The sequence below is a fragment of the Maribacter sp. R86514 genome, from assembly GCF_044597005.1.
In the GTDB taxonomy this organism is placed as follows: Bacteria; Bacteroidota; Bacteroidia; order Flavobacteriales; family Flavobacteriaceae; genus Maribacter.
On sequence record NZ_CP138999.1, the window covers coordinates 3,281,698 to 3,298,274 of the forward strand.

The following is a 16,577-nucleotide window of genomic DNA, read 5'->3' on the forward strand; positions in this document are numbered from 1 at the left end:
TATATTAATGGTTAAATTTAAAAAGTAACGCAATTTACTAAAAAATTTGATTCCTTAATGAAATGTTAACGATTCAATTTATTAAAACTCGCTTTATGCGTTGAGAAAGTCCCGTAAGTATTTCATACGTTATGGTATTGGCTGTTTCTGCAAATTCGTTCGCAGACAGGTTTTTTCCAAAAATTTCCACTTCATCTCCTTCTTCACATTCAATATCGGTAACATCTACCATAATCATATCCATACAAACATTACCAATAATTGGAGCTGGTTTACCATGTATAAGTACATACGTTTTTCCATGGCCATATTCTCTACCAATACCATCTGCATGACCCAAAGGTAGGGTAGCGGTTATGGTTTTATGATCAGATTTGTATTTGCGATTGTAACCAACAGATTCTCCTGTAGCGATGGTGTGTTTTTGGGAAATAATCGTTTTCAAGGTCATTACAGGTTGTAAATCAGCATCTATATGCGGTTCGTTACCATAACCGTATAGTCCAATTCCACTTCTGACCATATCATACTGTGCATCTGGGTAATTAATAATCCCCGAAGTATTGAGCACATGCTTTAAAGTCTTGGTTTTGAAAAGTTCATCTGCTTTTTTACAAATAGCGTTGAACCGTTTTAGCTGAAGGTTGGTGAATTCGGTTTCGTTAGGATCTTCCGTTGCAGCCAAATGAGATAACAGGGCAATAGCTTTTACAGCATTCTGTTGCTGAATAAGTGTAGAGATTTCTGGTAATTCATCTACGGAGAAACCTAATCTATTAAGTCCCGTATTAAATTTTAAATGAATAGGATAATCTGTCTCGCCTAGTTCTTCGGCTATTGCAATAAAATCCGATAGAATAGCTTTGGAATATATACTGGGCTCAAGATTGTTTACAATGAGCGTTTTAAAATGAACTTTTTGTGGGTGCAGTACTAAAATAGGAGCGGTAATACCTCCTTTCCTAAGGGTTATCCCCTCATCTACATAGGCTACGGCAAAATAATGGGCACCTAAATCTTGAAGATGTTTGGCAATAGCTACAGAATGACTGCCATAGGCATATGCTTTTACCACAGCCATAAATTTAGTTTCCGTCTTTATTTTAGATCGCAAATAAGAGTAGTTATGACCAAGTGCCTTTAGGTCAATTTCTAAAACGGTCTCTTCTGCCTTAGCCATTTTGCTTCTTTTTAAGGGTATCGACCTCTTCAGATTTTACATCCATCGTTTTTACCTTTTCTTTCAGCATTGCCTTGTAATATGCACCTCTGCTTAACGGTTCATATTCATTTACTTCACCTAACATCACCAAATTATCGTTGCTAGATTTTCTATAACTGTAATTTGCCAAATTGCCCGTACGGGTGCAAATAGCATGAACTTTAGTAACATATTCTGCGGTAGCCATAAGAGCAGGCATGGGTCCGAAGGGTTTTCCTTTAAAGTCCATATCTAGTCCCGCGACAATTACCCTAACCCCTTTATTGGCCAGGTCATTACAAACGGTAACTATTTCATCATCAAAAAATTGAGCTTCATCAATACCTATAACATCGCACGTATCTGCAAGAATGCGAATATTGGCAGCTGCGGGTACTGGTGTAGACCGTATTTCATTGGCATCATGAGATACCACCATTTCATCATCATAACGAGTGTCTACCATAGGTTTAAAAATTTCAACCTTTAATTTGGCAAACTGTGCTCGTTTAAGTCTACGGATCAATTCTTCTGTCTTTCCAGAAAACATCGAGCCGGCAATGACTTCTATCCAGCCGAATTGTTCTTTATGATTAACTGTGTTTTCAAGAAACATTTTGTAATTTTAGACGAAAATAATTGGTTTTTCGTTATTCTTTAAAGATGATAAAGGTATTTAAAAAACCCGCTATTTAGGTCTTTACCGTAAAAATTGTGAGATGAAAAATAAGTTGAAACTGGAATTGAGAAAGTTATCTACAGAAATTTTAACTGCAGAGAACTTAGATGATGTTACAAAATTATATGAGGTTTCTAAAAACCTATATGAGAAACTCGCTGTGCTCAAATTTATTGAGGTAGAACTCAATGATATGGAAGTCGATGTTTCTAAAAATGCAATTGCGGCAAAATTTGAGGAAATGGCAAATGCCGTAATGAAAGGAAATACAGGAGTGCCGGAAAATAATCCGCATGAAGAGGATATAGTCAAGCACCCAGGCATGGACACCATTAAAGGATTTATTTCTGAAATGCCGGATAATGAAGAGCTAGAAGATGTTTTGGCAGATTTTATGTCGAAGCCCGATCTTATGAAAAATGATAAGGAGCTCTTTACACCAAGAAAGGAAGATTTTAAACCAGTAGATACCGCACCAAAATCATTAAATGACCGTTTGGCAAAAAGTAATGTAAAAGTAGATTTGAACGATCGCTTGGCTTTTGTAAAACATTTGTTCAATGATAACATGGAAGATTATAATCGTGTATTGTCTCAACTAAATACCATAGATACAGAAGAGCGTTCTATTGCTTTTATAAGAAACATGGTAAAGCCAGATTATAATAATTGGGTGGGCAAAGAACCATACGAAGAACGATTTATTGAGTTGGTATCTCGTAGATTCTCGTAATCAATACAATATATAAATCATAAACCCAGCACTTGTGTTGGGTTTTTTATTCGATAGTAAAGATTTAAATATTCCTAAGTTTGCATCGAAATCTAAATTAATTTTTCAATTCAATGCTTCAAGGACATACCTTGAGGTTGTTCACTTTAAAATACATGGGAAAACTTTATTTAGTGCCAACGCCAATAGGTAATCTAGAGGATATGACCTTAAGGGCAATTCGTATTCTTAAAGAAGTTGATTTAATTCTGGCGGAAGATACCCGTACAAGTGGAAAGCTTTTGCATCATTTTGAAATTGGTACGCAAATGAAAAGTCACCACATGCATAATGAGCATAAAATGGTTGATTTTTTAGTGGGAAAGTTGAAAGGAGGAGAGAACATCGCATTAATTTCAGATGCAGGTACACCGGCAATTTCCGATCCCGGATTTCTTTTGACACGCGCTTGTATTGAAGCAGGTGTAGAAGTGGAATGTTTACCAGGTGCAACCGCTTTTGTACCAGCTTTGGTTAATAGTGGTTTACCTAATGATAAGTTTGTATTTGAAGGGTTCTTACCCGTAAAAAAAGGAAGACAAACACGTTTAAAGTTATTAGCTGAAGAGCCACGTACTATAATCTTCTATGAATCTCCGCATAAGTTATTAAAGACTTTGGGCAATTTTGTAGAATATTTTGGTGCCGAAAGACCTGTTTCCGTTTCAAGGGAACTTACCAAACTTTATGAAGAAACTGTTCGTGGTACTGCAGAAGAAGTTCTAAAGCATTTTACCGAAAAACCACCAAAAGGGGAAATTGTTATTATTGTTGGAGGGAATAAGTAGAAACAATAAAATTCTAAAGATTTAAGTGTTAATACTAATAAGGAGTTAAGAAAATTTCAAAATCAGAATTATCTTCGTGGCGATTAATGAAAAAAATTCTCACATACACGTTTATCTTGTTATACATCACTGCGATGGTAAAACCGGTATTGCCTGTATTAGAATATGTAATTAATCAAGATTATATAGCTGAGGTTTTATGTGTTAATAAAGATAAGCCGATGCTAAATTGCGATGGTAAATGTTACCTCTCGCAATTGATTAAAAAGCAGCAGCAAGAAGACCATCAAGATATACCTTCTGCTGACCTTCGTGAATACCCAATTGGTTTTGTAAGTATTCTTGATTGTAATTTTCAAAGTACAATTGTTGAAACAAAAGTGGTTTCAATGCATCCTAACTTAAACGAGCAGCAGTATATATCAGCTGTATTTCATCCGCCTAACTTCTTATCTTAAAATACAACACAGTACACATATGCCTTTTTAAAAAGGTGCATACCGTTGTATACTCTAATCACGACACATATCCAGTAGTCGTGTACACAATCAATTATTTTAAAATCATGCCTAATGCAATCTATTTAGGTGAAACCATTACATAAACTAAGGTGTAATGCGCCGCTATATTTATTGGTGAAAACCAGATATAGTTTGGCGAATTATATCGAATAATTAATAAATCAACAGATGAAATCTATATATAAACTTTTTGCAGTAACCTTAATATTAACTGTATTCGCCAGTTGTAGTAACGATGACGATGCTACAGAAGAATTAATGGGCGAAAACAGCATAACTCTTGAATTTGACAATAGTGTTGGATCAGATGATTTGCTGTTGGCAACTTCAAGTTACACCAATTCTCAAAACGAAACATTGACTATTACAAGACTAAATTACATTGTCAGTAATTTTAGATTAACTAATGATGAAGGTGAAGTGTTTACCTATGAAAAAGACGATAGCTATTTTGTAACTAGTGAAGAAACGGGTAGTACAGAAGTTGTGTTAGAGAACATACCTGCAGGCAATTATGTGTCTTTAACTTTTGGTATAGGCGTAGACCAAGAAAAGTATCTTCAAGGAGCAGAGGGTCAGGGCGATTTTTTGACCGTAGCCGAAGAAACCAATATGATGTGGTCATGGCAAGCGGGTTATAAGTTTCTAAATTTTGAAGGGACTTTCACATCGGAAACTATTACTGAGGCAACAGATTTTAAAGTACACATGGGTAGCCACGGTTCTAGTTTGGACAACTACAAAGAAGTTACTTTGAGTTTGGGGACAGATGCTTTGGTAAGCGATGAAATGTCGCCTGTTATACATCTGGTAGCTGATGCTGGTGCTATTTTAGACGGAGAAAACAAACTGTCATTAACCGAGCAATCGGTAATTATGGTAAGCGAAGAAAAGTCGCCACAAGTTGCTTTGAATACTGCAAGCATGTTTACCGTAGACCATGTCCATAACGGCACAGGAGATTCACACTAAATATTTCCGGGTCGCTCTTAATAGGGCGACCCTAATTTTTAAAACGATAACAGATGAAATATTTATTTTGGGTATTACTGTCCGTGTTTTTGGTGTCTTGCATTGATGATGATTATGTGGCTATTGAGAACACGCTTTTAACGGTAGAAGTTCCAGAGAATTTTCCTGAATTGGCTTATGATATTGAGGCTAATCCACCAACACAATTAGGATTTGAGCTGGGTAAGAAATTATTCTATGATGGTAAACTATCCTCATCCGGATTTATCTCTTGCGGATTTTGTCATGAGCAGAGTTCTGCCTTCACTCACCACGGACATCAATTTAGTCACGGTGTAAATGATTTGGAGGGTACAAGAAATACGCCTACCATATCTAATATGGCATTCTTTAATGAATTCGCTTGGGATGGTGCTACGTCTCACTTAGACCTCTTTCCAATAATTCCTATCACTAATGAAGTGGAGATGGGTGAAACCATGACAGGGGTAATCAATAAACTGATAGCAGATGCCGAGTATCAAATAGAATTTGAAATGGCTTTTGAGGAAGGTGGTGTAAATGCCGAGAACTTTCTAAAAGCGATATCACAGTTTATGGTCATGATGATTTCTTCAAATAGTAAATACGATAAGTATGTACGCAATGAAGAAGGAGGAGAATTGACCGAGCAAGAGGCATATGGTCTAGAAGTGTTTCAGCAAAAGTGCGCTACATGTCACGCAACAGATCTATTTACCGATGGCAGTTTTAGAAACAATGGCTTGCCACCAAATCCACAATTAAATGATATTGGCAGAGCCGAAGTGAGCGGTAGCGATAGTGACAATTATAAATTTAAAGTGCCAAGTTTAAGAAACGTATCACTGACCGCGCCGTACATGCATGATGGTAGGTTTGGAAGTCTAGAATCGGTATTGAATTTTTATACCAACGGCATGGTTGAATCGGAAACAATTGATGATGCTCTACGTACCAATGACGGATTAGGAATAGCTTTAAATGATACAGAAAAAGAGGGGTTATTAGCTTTTTTTGAAACTTTGACGGATGATACTTTTATAAATGACGAACGATTTTCAGAATATTAAAAAATGAAAAAAATAATAATAAGTATACTTGTGCTTGGCGGATTTTTTACTGCCCAAGCAAATGATTTACCAGAAGAAACAACCGAGTGTATCTGGAAAAATACAGCATATGAATATTTCTGCGATACCTGTGGGTGTGGTGGTAATGGAGGAAGTATGGGTTTTGGAACCGGATTGAATAATAACTTTGTAGGGCTTAGATATATTGGTCAGAAGTACCGTTCTCGCGATGGTATTTTTGATAATTCGCCATGGATAAATGAGAATTTCAATACCGTGCAGGCATGGGGAAAATTTCCGATTGGAGACCGATTTTTGGTAAATGCCATACTCCCCTATCATTCACACAATAGAACATTTGTAGATAATACAGAGCAGACTATAAATGGTATTGGTGATGCTACGGTTTTAGCATATTACAATGTACTGAAGCAAACTGCCGATAGTATAATTTCAATAAAACCAGAACATGCTTTACAAATTGGCGGAGGTATAAAATTACCGACAGGAACTTTTGATGCAGCCAATAATGAAGGCAGTGTTAACCCTGGTTTTCAATTAGGAACGGGAAGTTGGGATTATATATTAGCCGCAAATTACGGTATTACACATAGAAATTGGGGTTTTGCCGCCCTATTGAACTACACGATAAAAACGGAAAACAGTAAAAATTATTTGTTCGGAAATCAGTGGAATGCAACATTGAATACCTATAAGACCTATTACCCGTCTCCGTCGGTTTCCCTAACCCCACAAGCAGGTTTGGGAGCAGAGTTCTTCGCCAAAAATAAAGAGTTTGATTTTGCTGTTCCTGACACAGGTGGCGATGTGTATTTTGCTAGATTTGGGCTAGAGGCAAACTACAACAGATATGCATTGGGCATTTCAAGTATGCTACCGATTCCTCAAAATTTGAATCAAGGTAAAGTAGAGGTAAAAAATAGGGTTTCGTTATATTTGAACATCAATATTTAATTGATGACTATTTAAAAATCTAAATAACTAACCATGACCTTAGAAGAATTCAAGAAAAAATTAGCTGCTAGTCCTAAAGAAATTTCCTTTTCAGAGACTATGGCGGCTATAGATTCTAAATATGCATTTACGCCAACCGCTTATACCAATGGTAACGTTAGAAATGAGGTTGGTCAGAATTCCGGGTCTTGTAAATTATTCTCTTTTGCCATGAAAGAAGGACTTTCAAAAGAGGAAACCTTGGCCTGTTTTGGTCAATATTATTTTGATGAGGTATTGTTAGACCTTAAAGGAACTTCACATCAAAATATTAGAAACTTTATGGAAACAGGTTTTGAAGGATTGTCTTTTGATGGTGAAGCATTGAAGTTGCTTTAAAGGCAATCTAATTTATCATTGCTAAAAGGTAATTCGATGGTATTTATATTAAACATTCAATTCAATAGAAAGATAACGTGCAAGAATTATTAGCTGAAATAAGAGGTTGCGAGGTTTGTAAGGCACATTTGCCTTTAGAACCAAGACCTATTGTTGCGGGTACTAAGAATTCTAAAATTATATTGGTAAGTCAGGCACCGGGTAGAAAAGCACATGTTGAAAATAAAGCTTGGGATGACCCAAGTGGTAAAAAGCTTAGAGAGTGGCTTGGTGTAAACGAAGAGGTATTCTATAACCCTGATAATTTTGCAGTACTGCCCATGGGTTTTTGTTATCCGGGAAAAGGAAAGACCGGCGATTTACCACCCAGAAAAGAATGTGCCCCCTTATGGCATTCTCAGGTGTGGGACCAATTTAAAAATGTACAGCTCATTTTACTGATCGGTAAATACTCTCAAGATCAATACTTAGGTAAGCAAGCCAAAAAGAACCTGACCGAGAATGTATTGCACTATAAAGAATACCTGCCAAAGTTTTTCCTCTTACCACATCCATCACCAGTAAATCGCTTTTGGCGAAGTAAAAACCCTTGGTTTGAAGATGAGGTTGTTGGGGAGTTGCAGAAATTAGTGGCTAAGATTTTAAAATAAACAGTTTGTCTTGCACTTCCAAAGGCAGATTTTTATTTTCCAGCAGCCAGCAGCCAGCAGCCAGCAGCCAGCAGCCAGCAGCCAGCAGCCAGCAGCCAGCAGCCAGCAGCCAGCAGCCAGCAGCCAGCAGCCAGCAGCCAGCAGCCAGCAGCCAGCAGTCAATACCTAAATCATTAACTCTTTTCATTCGGCTACCTAACATCATCTCAGCCTATATTATCGTATTTTTGTACCCTACAAAAATTTAAAATTATGAGTACAACAAATCATATTAGCACAAAGTGGTTGGGCAACATGTCCTTTGAAAGTAACAATCCTTCAGGGCACTCTTTACGAATAGATATTGCAAAAGAAGATGGTGGTGATGGTAGTGGTTTAAGACCAAAAGCACTGATGTTGTCTTCATTAGCTGGTTGCTCTGGTTTAGATGTAGCGGCAATGTTCAAGAAGATGAAGTTGGAAGTAGATGAGTTTCATATTGAGACAATCGCAAACCTAACAGATGAGCATCCTAAATTTTATGACAAAGTAGTTATAGAATATCATTTTCATGGTTCAAATTTAGCCGAGAAAAAATTACAAAGAGCGGTAGACCTATCCATTGAAAAATATTGCGGAGTAATGGAGATGTTCAGACAATTTGCCGAGCTTGATATTAAGACTGTTTTTCACAAAAAATAAAAAAAACTCAAATACAAATTCAAAAATCAAATACAACTAGATGTCTAATAAGCCGTATGATTTGGAGGAAAGATTAGTAAATTTTGCAGCTGATGCTGCTTTATTTTGTAAAGGAATCCCGAATGATTTTACAGGACAATATTATGGACATCAGCTTTTACGGTCTGCAGGTAGTTCAGCTCTTAATTTCGGAGAAATGCAGGGTGCTCAATCGGATAAAGATTTTAAGAATAAAGCAACTATCTCTTTAAAGGAGTTAAAAGAATCTAGAATTAATTTAAAGATTCTGACAAAGATAAATTATGGTGATGCAGCTAAAAGAATAATGATTTTGGATGAAGTTGAGCAATTAATAAAAATCGTAGCGACTATTATTAAAAACAAGAAGCAAACAATTACTTAAATTTTAATTTCACATTTAGATTGAATTTGAATTTGAATTTGAATTTGAATTTGAATTTGAGTTTGAATTTGAATTTGAGTTTGAATTTGATATTTGAGTTTGAATTTGATATTTGAGTTTGAGTTTGAATTTGAATTTGAATTTGAGTTTGAATTTGATATTTGAGTTTGAATTTAAAAAACTGCCAACTGAAACTGTAAACTGAACACTGACTAGAATGCGCTGGACAATTAAACCAAAACCGAAACAAGAAGATATTGATGCTTTAGCAAAAGCGTTAAAGGTTGATGATTTGGTGGCACAATTGTTATTACAAAGAGGTATTTCTACCTATGAAGAGGCTAAAGATTTCTTTCGTCCGCAGTTAGAAGATTTGCATGATCCTTTCTTAATGAAGGATATGGATATTGCGGTGAACAGAATTGAAGAAGCCATTGCCAACGGAGAAAACATTTTGGTATATGGCGATTATGATGTAGATGGTACTACGGCCGTAGCTTTAATGTCATCATATCTGTTAAGCTACTATCCTAATGTTGCAACCTATATTCCGGATCGGTATGATGAGGGATACGGAGTATCGTATAAAGGAATTGATTTTGCAGAGGATAATGGGTTTACATTGATCGTTGCGTTGGACTGTGGAGTGAAGGCAATTGACAAAGTAGCGTATGCCAAAGAAAAGGGAATCGATTTTATCATATGTGACCACCACAGGCCTGGCACAAAATTACCAAGTGCAATAGCGGTTTTAGACCCAAAAAGAGAAGATTGTTCATATCCGTATGATGAACTATGTGGTTGCGGTGTAGGTTTTAAGCTGATTCAGGCATTAGGTTCCCGTAGAGGAGAAACTATTGACGATGTTATCTATTTCCTTGATTTAGTGGCAACCGCAATAGGAGCGGATATTGTACCGATAACTGGAGAGAATCGAATACTGGCTTTTTATGGCTTGCAAGTTATCAATCAGCGACCTAGAATCGGTTTTAAAGCTATTATCGATCAAATAAATAAAAAAGAGCTTACCATTACAGACGTAGTTTTCATCATTGCCCCTAGAATTAATGCAGCCGGTAGAATGAAACATGGTCAATATGCAGTAAACCTACTGACGGAAACCAATATGAATCAAGCCATACAATTCGCTTCTGAAATTGAAAAATTCAATACCGATAGAAGAGGGCTAGATCAGGAAATTACGATTGAGGCACTAGGGCAAATTCAAGAAAATCAGGAAGAAGAAGGTTTTACTTCTGTAGTTTATAAAGATACTTGGCATAAAGGAGTTATCGGTATTGTAGCATCAAGGTTAACGGAAACCTACTATAGACCAACGCTGGTTTTTACAAAAAGTGGCGATAAGTTGGCAGCATCGGCAAGATCAGTTAGAGGTTTTGATGTTTACAATGCTTTAGAAGGTTGCGCAGATTATATTGAGCAATTTGGAGGTCATAAATATGCCGCAGGTTTAACCTTGTTAGAGGCGCAGTATAATAATTTTAAGCATCAGTTTGAAAAGGTTGTGAAAGAGAGTATTGACCCACAAATGTTGATACCTGAAATTACAATAGATACCGTAATAGAATTAAAAGATATTACACCTAAGTTAATGCGAATTCTAAAGCAATTCGCCCCTTTTGGTCCCGGTAATATGTCGCCAATATTTATGGCAGAAGATTTACATGATACTGGTTATGCAAAAGGTGTAGGTAAAGAAGAAGCACATTTAAAAGTTTCTGTGGTTCAGCAAGACAGTCATAGAATTGATGGTATCGGCTTTAATATGGGTGATAAACTATCTCTAGTAACGGGTAGAAAACCTTTTAGCGCTGTTTTTTCTATTGATGAGAATGAATGGCAAGGTAATGTGAGTTTGCAATTGAAGCTAAAGGACATTAAATGAGAATAGAGCATATTGCTATTTGAGTCGCAGATTTAGAAGTAATGCGCGTATTTTATGAAAGGTATTTCAATGCCCTGTTAGTCGTCTCAAAAGAGCAAGTACATGTTTTAACTGAAAAATTGAGAGCAGACGGATTTACAATTGCCGGCGAACCTAGAACTACCGGAGATGGTTACTACGAAAGCGTGGTCTTGGATCCAGAAGGTAATCAGATAGAAATCACCATTTAACAATACTATTTATAATAGTTCTAAATAAGATGCATATATTTATATTAAATATGTAGATTCTTATGAACGATATACATCCTATTTACCAGAATGATTTTGGAATAGCCTTCCAATGGAAAAAAGATAAACCTAGCCAAGCCAATAAAGTTCAAGTGATTTTCAGGGATATTGGATTATTACTTACCCAAAGTGAATTGCGCCATTTTTCTAAATGCATTGCGGATACTGTTGAAAACGGCAAGGGTCATCTTTGTGGAGATTGTAAAACAAAAGAGACTTGCAGGTCATTATTGTTGAATACACCTGCCTACCAGGTAACCTTTGCGGTGAGTTATCAAGAAGCTGTAGAGGTTAGAGATTTAATTAACGGCACATTATTTAAGCTAGAGTTAGATTCCTATTTTGGAGAATTAGGCATTGATTAAGGTGCAATGAAACTGATTCTGCTTCTATTAATTAATTCGTTATTATTTATTAGCCCTGTTATTTATTAAATATCTTTAGACCCTATTTAGCGATTGCCTTATGAGCGTTAACGATCCATATGCAGCCTTAAGATATAAGGAATTCAATATTTTTCTTCTAGTTCGTTTTGCCATGGTTTTTGCCTGGTCAATGCAATTTATAGTCATAGAATGGCAAGTCTATTCAATGACAAAAGACCCGCTATCATTAGGTATAATTGGTTTGATGGAAGTGATACCTGCGGTGAGTATGGCACTTTTTGCCGGTCATATTGTAGATCAAAAAGAGAAAAGAAATCTATTGATAAAATGCATTTTCGGATTCTCTGTCATTAGTTTTGGACTTTTTATGTTGAGTATGCCTTCAGTTTTAGAGACTTATGAAACTAAAGTAATTCTTTATGGTATCTATGCCTTGGTATTCTGTGGCGGATTGGTACGTGCATTCTTAGGCCCTACAATATTTTCTTTAATAGCCTTAATCGTACCTAAAAAAATATATCCGAATGCGGCTACGTGGAGCAGTACTACTTGGCAAATGGCATCGGTTCTTGGTCCGGCATTAGCAGGATTTTCTATTAGTTTAATAGGGGTGCACTGGTCTATGTGCGTCATTTTTGGCTTTTCATTGCTTGCGTTGACCGCTCTTTTCAATATTTCAAAGAAACCAATTTTGAATCCGAAGATTGGCGAACCTGTTTTTCAGAGTTTAAAAGAGGGATTAACATTTGTATTTAAGACCAGAACAGTATTAGGTGCTTTGACTTTGGATATGATTGCCGTACTTTTTGGAGGTGCGGTAGCATTGTTACCCATTTTTGCACAAGACATTTTACATGTAGGTTCAGAAGGTTTTGGTGTGCTAAGAGCCGCACCTGCTGTTGGGGCTGCTTTAACCATGTTGGGGTCTACGAGATTTCCTTTGCATAAAAATGCAGGTAAAAAGTTATTATTAGCCGTATTTGGTTTTGGTGTGTGTATGATTGTATTTGGATTATCTACCTATTTCTGGTTATCTGTTATCGCCTTATTCTTAAGCGGAGCGGTAGACGGTGTATCAATGATTATAAGACAAACAATATTGCAATTAAAGACTCCCGATAATATGCGTGGGCGTGTAGCTTCTGTAAATTCTATGTTCGTAGGATCATCTAATGAATTGGGTGCTTTTGAGAGTGGGGTAACAGCAAAATTGATGGGTACGGTAACCGCCGTTGTTTTTGGTGGTACTATGACCTTATTGACCGTGGGACTTACGGCAATTGTTTCACCAAAATTTAGAAAACTAGACTTGCAGAAAGATGTGGAAGAGCATGAGAGCTAACATACTTCAAATTTCATCATAAAAAAAGCCCCTTATAAAGGAGCTTTTTTTATTGTAGGTAATGCTTAATGTTTGGGTCATTAAGCGGGGGAACTTGTAGGTAAACTGAAGATTTGGGAATCAACACTTAATCTTAACAACAGTGTAAAGATAGTAACAATGTCTAGTTTGTGATAACTTTTGTTGTGAACTATCGATTTTAATATGTAAGAAAAGTATTACATGTGGTTTAGTGATATGTATCACTTGAATATGTCTGTTTCAATAATAAAACCATCATATGCAGAATGTAAATTATTTGCAATTTATGAAGTGATAATTAATAAGATATCAGATTTGAAAAATTTATGGGATTTGTTAATCCTAAAAATTTAAAATTGAATAGAAAAAGTATAAACAACGAAAAAGCCCCTAAAATAGGGGCTGTTCTTAAAAGTAGGTACACTTAAAATTTGGGTTTTAAGCTGGGGAAACTTGTAGGTAATGTGAAGATTTGGGTCAACACTTAAACTTAATAACACTGTAAAGATATAACGGAGACCTAGTTTTATGAAACTATTGTTGTGAACTATCCAATTCTTGTTGTAAGAAAAAGATTACAATATAAATTGTGTATTTCGTCGATATTTTTGCTGGAATTTAGCTGAATTCTTTTAGCGAAAGTTGCTGCCCGTCAAACTCGGCATACGTGTAGTATTTAATCCAATCTCCAAGATTGGTATATTTTGAATTTTCTTTTAGTTCAATTTCCAATGGAAGATGTCTATGACCAAAAATGAAATGGTCGTAATGTTGGGTTTCTAACTTTCTATGTGCGTATTGTACCAGCCATTCTTTGTCATTACCTAAAAACTTGGCATCATCATCTCCACTAATCAACTTATTGCTTACAGAAAGGTACTTCGCCAAACGAACACCTATATCGGGGTGTAGCCATCTAAAGAACCATTTAGCTAGCGGGTTTGTAAATACCTTTTTCATTCTTTTGAAACCCTTATCATCTGGTCCTAGTCCGTCACCATGACCTATAAAGAACGAAGCTCCGTTAATAGAATACTGTTGAGGTTTGTGGTAAACAGGTATGTTTAATTCTTCTTCAAAGTAACCGTTCATCCAAAGATCATGATTACCAACAAAGTAGTGTATTTTTATACCGGCATCAGACAGTTCTGCAAGTTTCCCCAGTGTTCTGGTAAATCCTTTTGGGATAACGGTGGTATATTCAAACCAAAAATCGAACAAATCGCCCATTAAGAAAATGACTCCTGCATCCGACTTGATCGTATCTAGCCAACGAATAAACTTTAGCTCTCTCACCCTACTTTCTTCCATAGTAGGTGCGCCTAGGTGGTTATCACTAGCAAAATATACTTTTTTTCCTGCGGGAAGTTCAATGTTCGTCATCAGGATGTAAATATAATAACTGTTTTGCGTACCACGGGAATACACTGGTCAAAATAAGAGAATGCTAGTTTATAGAGGTGTAATTATACTACGGCATCTTTTTCGTTCAGTACTATTTTTATGGGTAGGTGATCACTAAACCCTTTTTCATTGAAGGTTGAAGAATTGGGTCTACCAAACTTTACAGGTTTCTGGTAAGATCCAGAAGTAAGCTCAGGGTATGCGATGATTTCTACGGTACTCAATTTAAAAGGTAATTCTGACTTCTCTGACAAAATACTTTTAGAGATCATAAACTGATCTAACAGATTATACTCATTACCGAATACAAAGGTGCCTATTTGATCATCTAAAAATCGATGCATTACATTATAAAAGTACTTTAGGCGCACTCTATTACTTTTCACCAAGGCTTTGTTATTGATAGCCTTTAAATACGCAGTAATACTCTTGTTATAAGGGTTGTCATTGAAATCTCCCATTAATATGATATTGGCATCGTTACCTTGTTCTTCGTAAATTCTCTCTATCCAATACGATAAATTTTCCGCTACCATAATTCTAAATGGCTCACTTTCAAGTTCACCGCCAGATCTAGAAGGCCAATGGTTAAGTACACATACCAGCTTGTTGCCATTGGCAGTGTTGATGTGTACTTGAAATAAATCTCTGGTGGTATTTCGTTTTATAATACGTAGACTGAAAGTTTGTTGCTCAGGTCCGTATTTGGTCTTGTCATAAATAAGCGCTGTATCAATACCTCGTTTATCTTCTCCTTCAGAGATAACATAACCATAGTTCTTATCAAGTGCAGTGCTCATGGCATCAATAAGTAATTCGATAACATATTCATTTTCTACCTCACAAACTCCCAATAAATCAGGACCTTTACCATCATTGAATTTTGATATGACTGCGGTTAGGTTCGCAATTTTCCTATTAAGAATAGCAGCGTTCCATCCGTCAAGTTCCTTACCTAAATGGTTATTTAAAAATTCACTTCGTCTCGGAGAATTTTCTACGTCAAATAGATTTTCAAGATTCCACCAGTAAATATGATGCTTTGTCATGTTGTTATATTAAGGAGATTCCCTAAAAATAAAACAATTTAAAAGCTTGTAAAGTAAGTATATGGTTAAGTTTTGTTGAACTTAATTATCACTGGCATACCATTCTGCGAAAGAAGTATCTGTTTCTTGCAGTTTTAAAGAGAATAAAGAAATGTTTTCAGGAAGGCGAGATTTTATTTTCGCGGCAAAATCGATGACCATATTCTCACTAGTAGGTTGGTAATCTGCCAAGATAACGTTATGCCCTCTGTCTGTCAATTCTTTGGCCAGTTCTACGTGAGGAGTATTTTTATTGAATACGGTGGCGTGATCAAAAACATCAACGATATCTTCTTTCACTATTTTTTTAAGATCTCCAAAATCGATTACCATTCCTAATTTTACGTGGCTAGTGTCTGTAATAGGGCTACCAATAACGGTAACGGATAATTTATAACTATGACCATGTACATTTCTACATTTACCGTCATACCCGTAAAGTGCGTGTCCGGTTTCAAAATTGAATTGTTTGGTAATACGAATATTGCTCATGACCTATAATTATATGGCAAAGGTAGGGAATCTTTAAAAGGATTTATAAGAAGAAATCATTCTAAAACAATCTCGGTATTTCCAGAGAATAAATTAACATGGCAACAGTCTGCACCAACTTCATAATCTTCATTGATGACCTCTTCATTAGTTCTGAAACCCTTAAATGTAAGAGTTGCCGTAGTATTTTGGTATTGAATACGATTGGCGTCACTAAGAATAGGATAGAAGCCTTGTTCTTTGAGGTATTGATATTCGTCACCGTTGAAATCCGTAGCAAGGTTTTCTCCAATTTCATTATCGATAACCTCATAGCTGTCAAGGGATACTGGTTCGCCCGACGCATCTTTAACGCTAACCGTTATAGTTACAAAATTAAGTGTACAAATGGCTTCAGAACAATCTTGTTGTTCAGCATCGTCATTATCGTTGCAAGCAACTAAGAATATAGATAGAAAAGCTACTATGATTTTTGCGAACATAAAACTGGTTTTTTATAAGATGTTCAAATACCAATTCGTTGCGTAGAGACTTGAA

General features: G+C 36.1%; 21 protein-coding genes. 14 read left to right on the forward strand and 7 right to left on the reverse strand.

The genetic code is table 11. The annotated features are described in order from the left end of the window. Positions 1-73: 73 nt before the first annotated feature. Both alr and SJY30_RS14310 read right to left on the reverse strand, forming a co-directional pair. A complete protein-coding gene (gene alr / locus SJY30_RS14305) occupies positions 74-1,180 on the reverse strand; it encodes an alanine racemase (protein ID WP_396632823.1) in 1,107 nt (368 codons plus the stop codon). Then, positions 1,173-1,817 carry a thymidine kinase gene (locus SJY30_RS14310; protein ID WP_396632824.1) on the reverse strand — a complete coding sequence of 215 codons (645 nt, stop codon included), beginning with the start codon at positions 1,815-1,817 and terminating at the stop codon, positions 1,173-1,175. Before SJY30_RS14310 ends, alr begins: the two co-directional genes overlap by 8 nt. A 103-nt stretch (positions 1,818-1,920) precedes the next feature. On the opposite strand from SJY30_RS14310, the gene SJY30_RS14315 reads away from it, so the two are divergent. The 8 genes from SJY30_RS14315 to SJY30_RS14350 all read left to right on the forward strand — a co-directional run bounded on the left by SJY30_RS14315 (position 1,921) and on the right by SJY30_RS14350 (position 8,027). Beyond that, entirely contained in the window at positions 1,921-2,613 is a 693-nt protein-coding gene (locus tag SJY30_RS14315; protein ID WP_396632825.1) for a hypothetical protein, read from the forward strand. 155 nt (positions 2,614-2,768) lie between these two features. Beyond that, on the forward strand, positions 2,769-3,440 hold the full coding sequence (gene rsmI, locus SJY30_RS14320; protein ID WP_396632826.1) for a 16S rRNA (cytidine(1402)-2'-O)-methyltransferase: 672 nt from the start codon (positions 2,769-2,771) through the stop codon (positions 3,438-3,440). Positions 3,441-3,526: 86 nt separating this feature from the next. After that, the gene (locus SJY30_RS14325; protein WP_396632827.1) at positions 3,527-3,898 is read left to right on the forward strand and encodes a hypothetical protein; all 372 of its coding nucleotides are present in this window, start codon (positions 3,527-3,529) and stop codon (positions 3,896-3,898) included. A gap of 231 nt (positions 3,899-4,129) precedes the next feature. Next, entirely contained in the window at positions 4,130-4,933 is an 804-nt protein-coding gene (locus SJY30_RS14330) for an MbnP family protein (RefSeq protein WP_396632828.1), read from the forward strand. Between the two features lie 53 nt (positions 4,934-4,986). Further along, the gene (locus SJY30_RS14335; protein WP_396632829.1) at positions 4,987-6,024 is read left to right on the forward strand and encodes a cytochrome-c peroxidase; all 1,038 of its coding nucleotides are present in this window, start codon (positions 4,987-4,989) and stop codon (positions 6,022-6,024) included. A 3-nt stretch (positions 6,025-6,027) separates the two neighbouring features. Continuing rightward, positions 6,028-6,999, forward strand: coding sequence for a transporter (locus tag SJY30_RS14340; protein WP_396632830.1), 972 nt, complete (start codon positions 6,028-6,030; stop codon positions 6,997-6,999). 33 nt (positions 7,000-7,032) lie between these two features. Further along, positions 7,033-7,377 (forward strand): HopJ type III effector protein, encoded by a 345-nt coding sequence (locus SJY30_RS14345; RefSeq protein ID WP_396632831.1) that lies wholly within the window; start codon positions 7,033-7,035, stop codon positions 7,375-7,377. 77 nt (positions 7,378-7,454) lie between these two features. After that, the gene (locus tag SJY30_RS14350; RefSeq protein WP_396632832.1) at positions 7,455-8,027 is read left to right on the forward strand and encodes a uracil-DNA glycosylase family protein; all 573 of its coding nucleotides are present in this window, start codon (positions 7,455-7,457) and stop codon (positions 8,025-8,027) included. On the opposite strand, the gene SJY30_RS14355 is transcribed toward SJY30_RS14350, so the two are convergent. Continuing rightward, positions 8,011-8,214 carry a hypothetical protein gene (locus tag SJY30_RS14355; protein WP_396632833.1) on the reverse strand — a complete coding sequence of 68 codons (204 nt, stop codon included), beginning with the start codon at positions 8,212-8,214 and terminating at the stop codon, positions 8,011-8,013. The genes SJY30_RS14350 and SJY30_RS14355 overlap by 17 nt on opposite strands. Before the next feature lie 65 nt (positions 8,215-8,279). Between SJY30_RS14355 and SJY30_RS14360 the strand changes: the two genes are divergently transcribed. The 6 genes from SJY30_RS14360 (at position 8,280) to SJY30_RS14385 (ending at position 13,035) form a co-directional block, all read left to right on the forward strand. Continuing rightward, positions 8,280-8,708 (forward strand): OsmC family protein, encoded by a 429-nt coding sequence (locus tag SJY30_RS14360; protein ID WP_396632834.1) that lies wholly within the window; start codon positions 8,280-8,282, stop codon positions 8,706-8,708. Positions 8,709-8,748: 40 nt separating this feature from the next. Continuing rightward, positions 8,749-9,111, forward strand: a complete 363-nt coding sequence (locus SJY30_RS14365; protein WP_396632835.1) for a four helix bundle protein — start codon at positions 8,749-8,751, stop codon at positions 9,109-9,111. A 217-nt stretch (positions 9,112-9,328) separates the two neighbouring features. After that, positions 9,329-11,017 carry a single-stranded-DNA-specific exonuclease RecJ gene (gene recJ, locus SJY30_RS14370; protein ID WP_396632836.1) on the forward strand — a complete coding sequence of 563 codons (1,689 nt, stop codon included), beginning with the start codon at positions 9,329-9,331 and terminating at the stop codon, positions 11,015-11,017. A 41-nt stretch (positions 11,018-11,058) separates the two neighbouring features. After that, positions 11,059-11,247, forward strand: a complete 189-nt coding sequence (locus tag SJY30_RS14375) for a VOC family protein (protein ID WP_396632837.1) — start codon at positions 11,059-11,061, stop codon at positions 11,245-11,247. Between the two features lie 62 nt (positions 11,248-11,309). Further along, the gene (locus SJY30_RS14380) at positions 11,310-11,672 is read left to right on the forward strand and encodes a hypothetical protein (protein WP_396632838.1); all 363 of its coding nucleotides are present in this window, start codon (positions 11,310-11,312) and stop codon (positions 11,670-11,672) included. A gap of 100 nt (positions 11,673-11,772) precedes the next feature. Further along, positions 11,773-13,035: an MFS transporter gene (locus SJY30_RS14385; protein ID WP_396632839.1), complete on the forward strand. Its 1,263-nt coding sequence runs from the start codon at positions 11,773-11,775 to the stop codon at positions 13,033-13,035. Positions 13,036-13,674: 639 nt separating this feature from the next. Here the strand turns inward: SJY30_RS14385 and SJY30_RS14390 are convergent. The 4 genes from SJY30_RS14390 to SJY30_RS14405 all read right to left on the reverse strand — a co-directional run bounded on the left by SJY30_RS14390 (position 13,675) and on the right by SJY30_RS14405 (position 16,522). Further along, positions 13,675-14,439 (reverse strand): UDP-2,3-diacylglucosamine diphosphatase, encoded by a 765-nt coding sequence (locus tag SJY30_RS14390; protein ID WP_396632840.1) that lies wholly within the window; start codon positions 14,437-14,439, stop codon positions 13,675-13,677. Between the two features lie 83 nt (positions 14,440-14,522). After that, positions 14,523-15,509 carry a hypothetical protein gene (locus tag SJY30_RS14395; RefSeq protein ID WP_396632841.1) on the reverse strand — a complete coding sequence of 329 codons (987 nt, stop codon included), beginning with the start codon at positions 15,507-15,509 and terminating at the stop codon, positions 14,523-14,525. Between the two features lie 81 nt (positions 15,510-15,590). After that, positions 15,591-16,040 carry a 6-pyruvoyl trahydropterin synthase family protein gene (locus SJY30_RS14400; protein ID WP_396632842.1) on the reverse strand — a complete coding sequence of 150 codons (450 nt, stop codon included), beginning with the start codon at positions 16,038-16,040 and terminating at the stop codon, positions 15,591-15,593. A 56-nt stretch (positions 16,041-16,096) separates the two neighbouring features. Continuing rightward, positions 16,097-16,522 carry a hypothetical protein gene (locus tag SJY30_RS14405; RefSeq protein WP_396632843.1) on the reverse strand — a complete coding sequence of 142 codons (426 nt, stop codon included), beginning with the start codon at positions 16,520-16,522 and terminating at the stop codon, positions 16,097-16,099. Between the last annotated feature and the right edge of the window lie 55 nt (positions 16,523-16,577).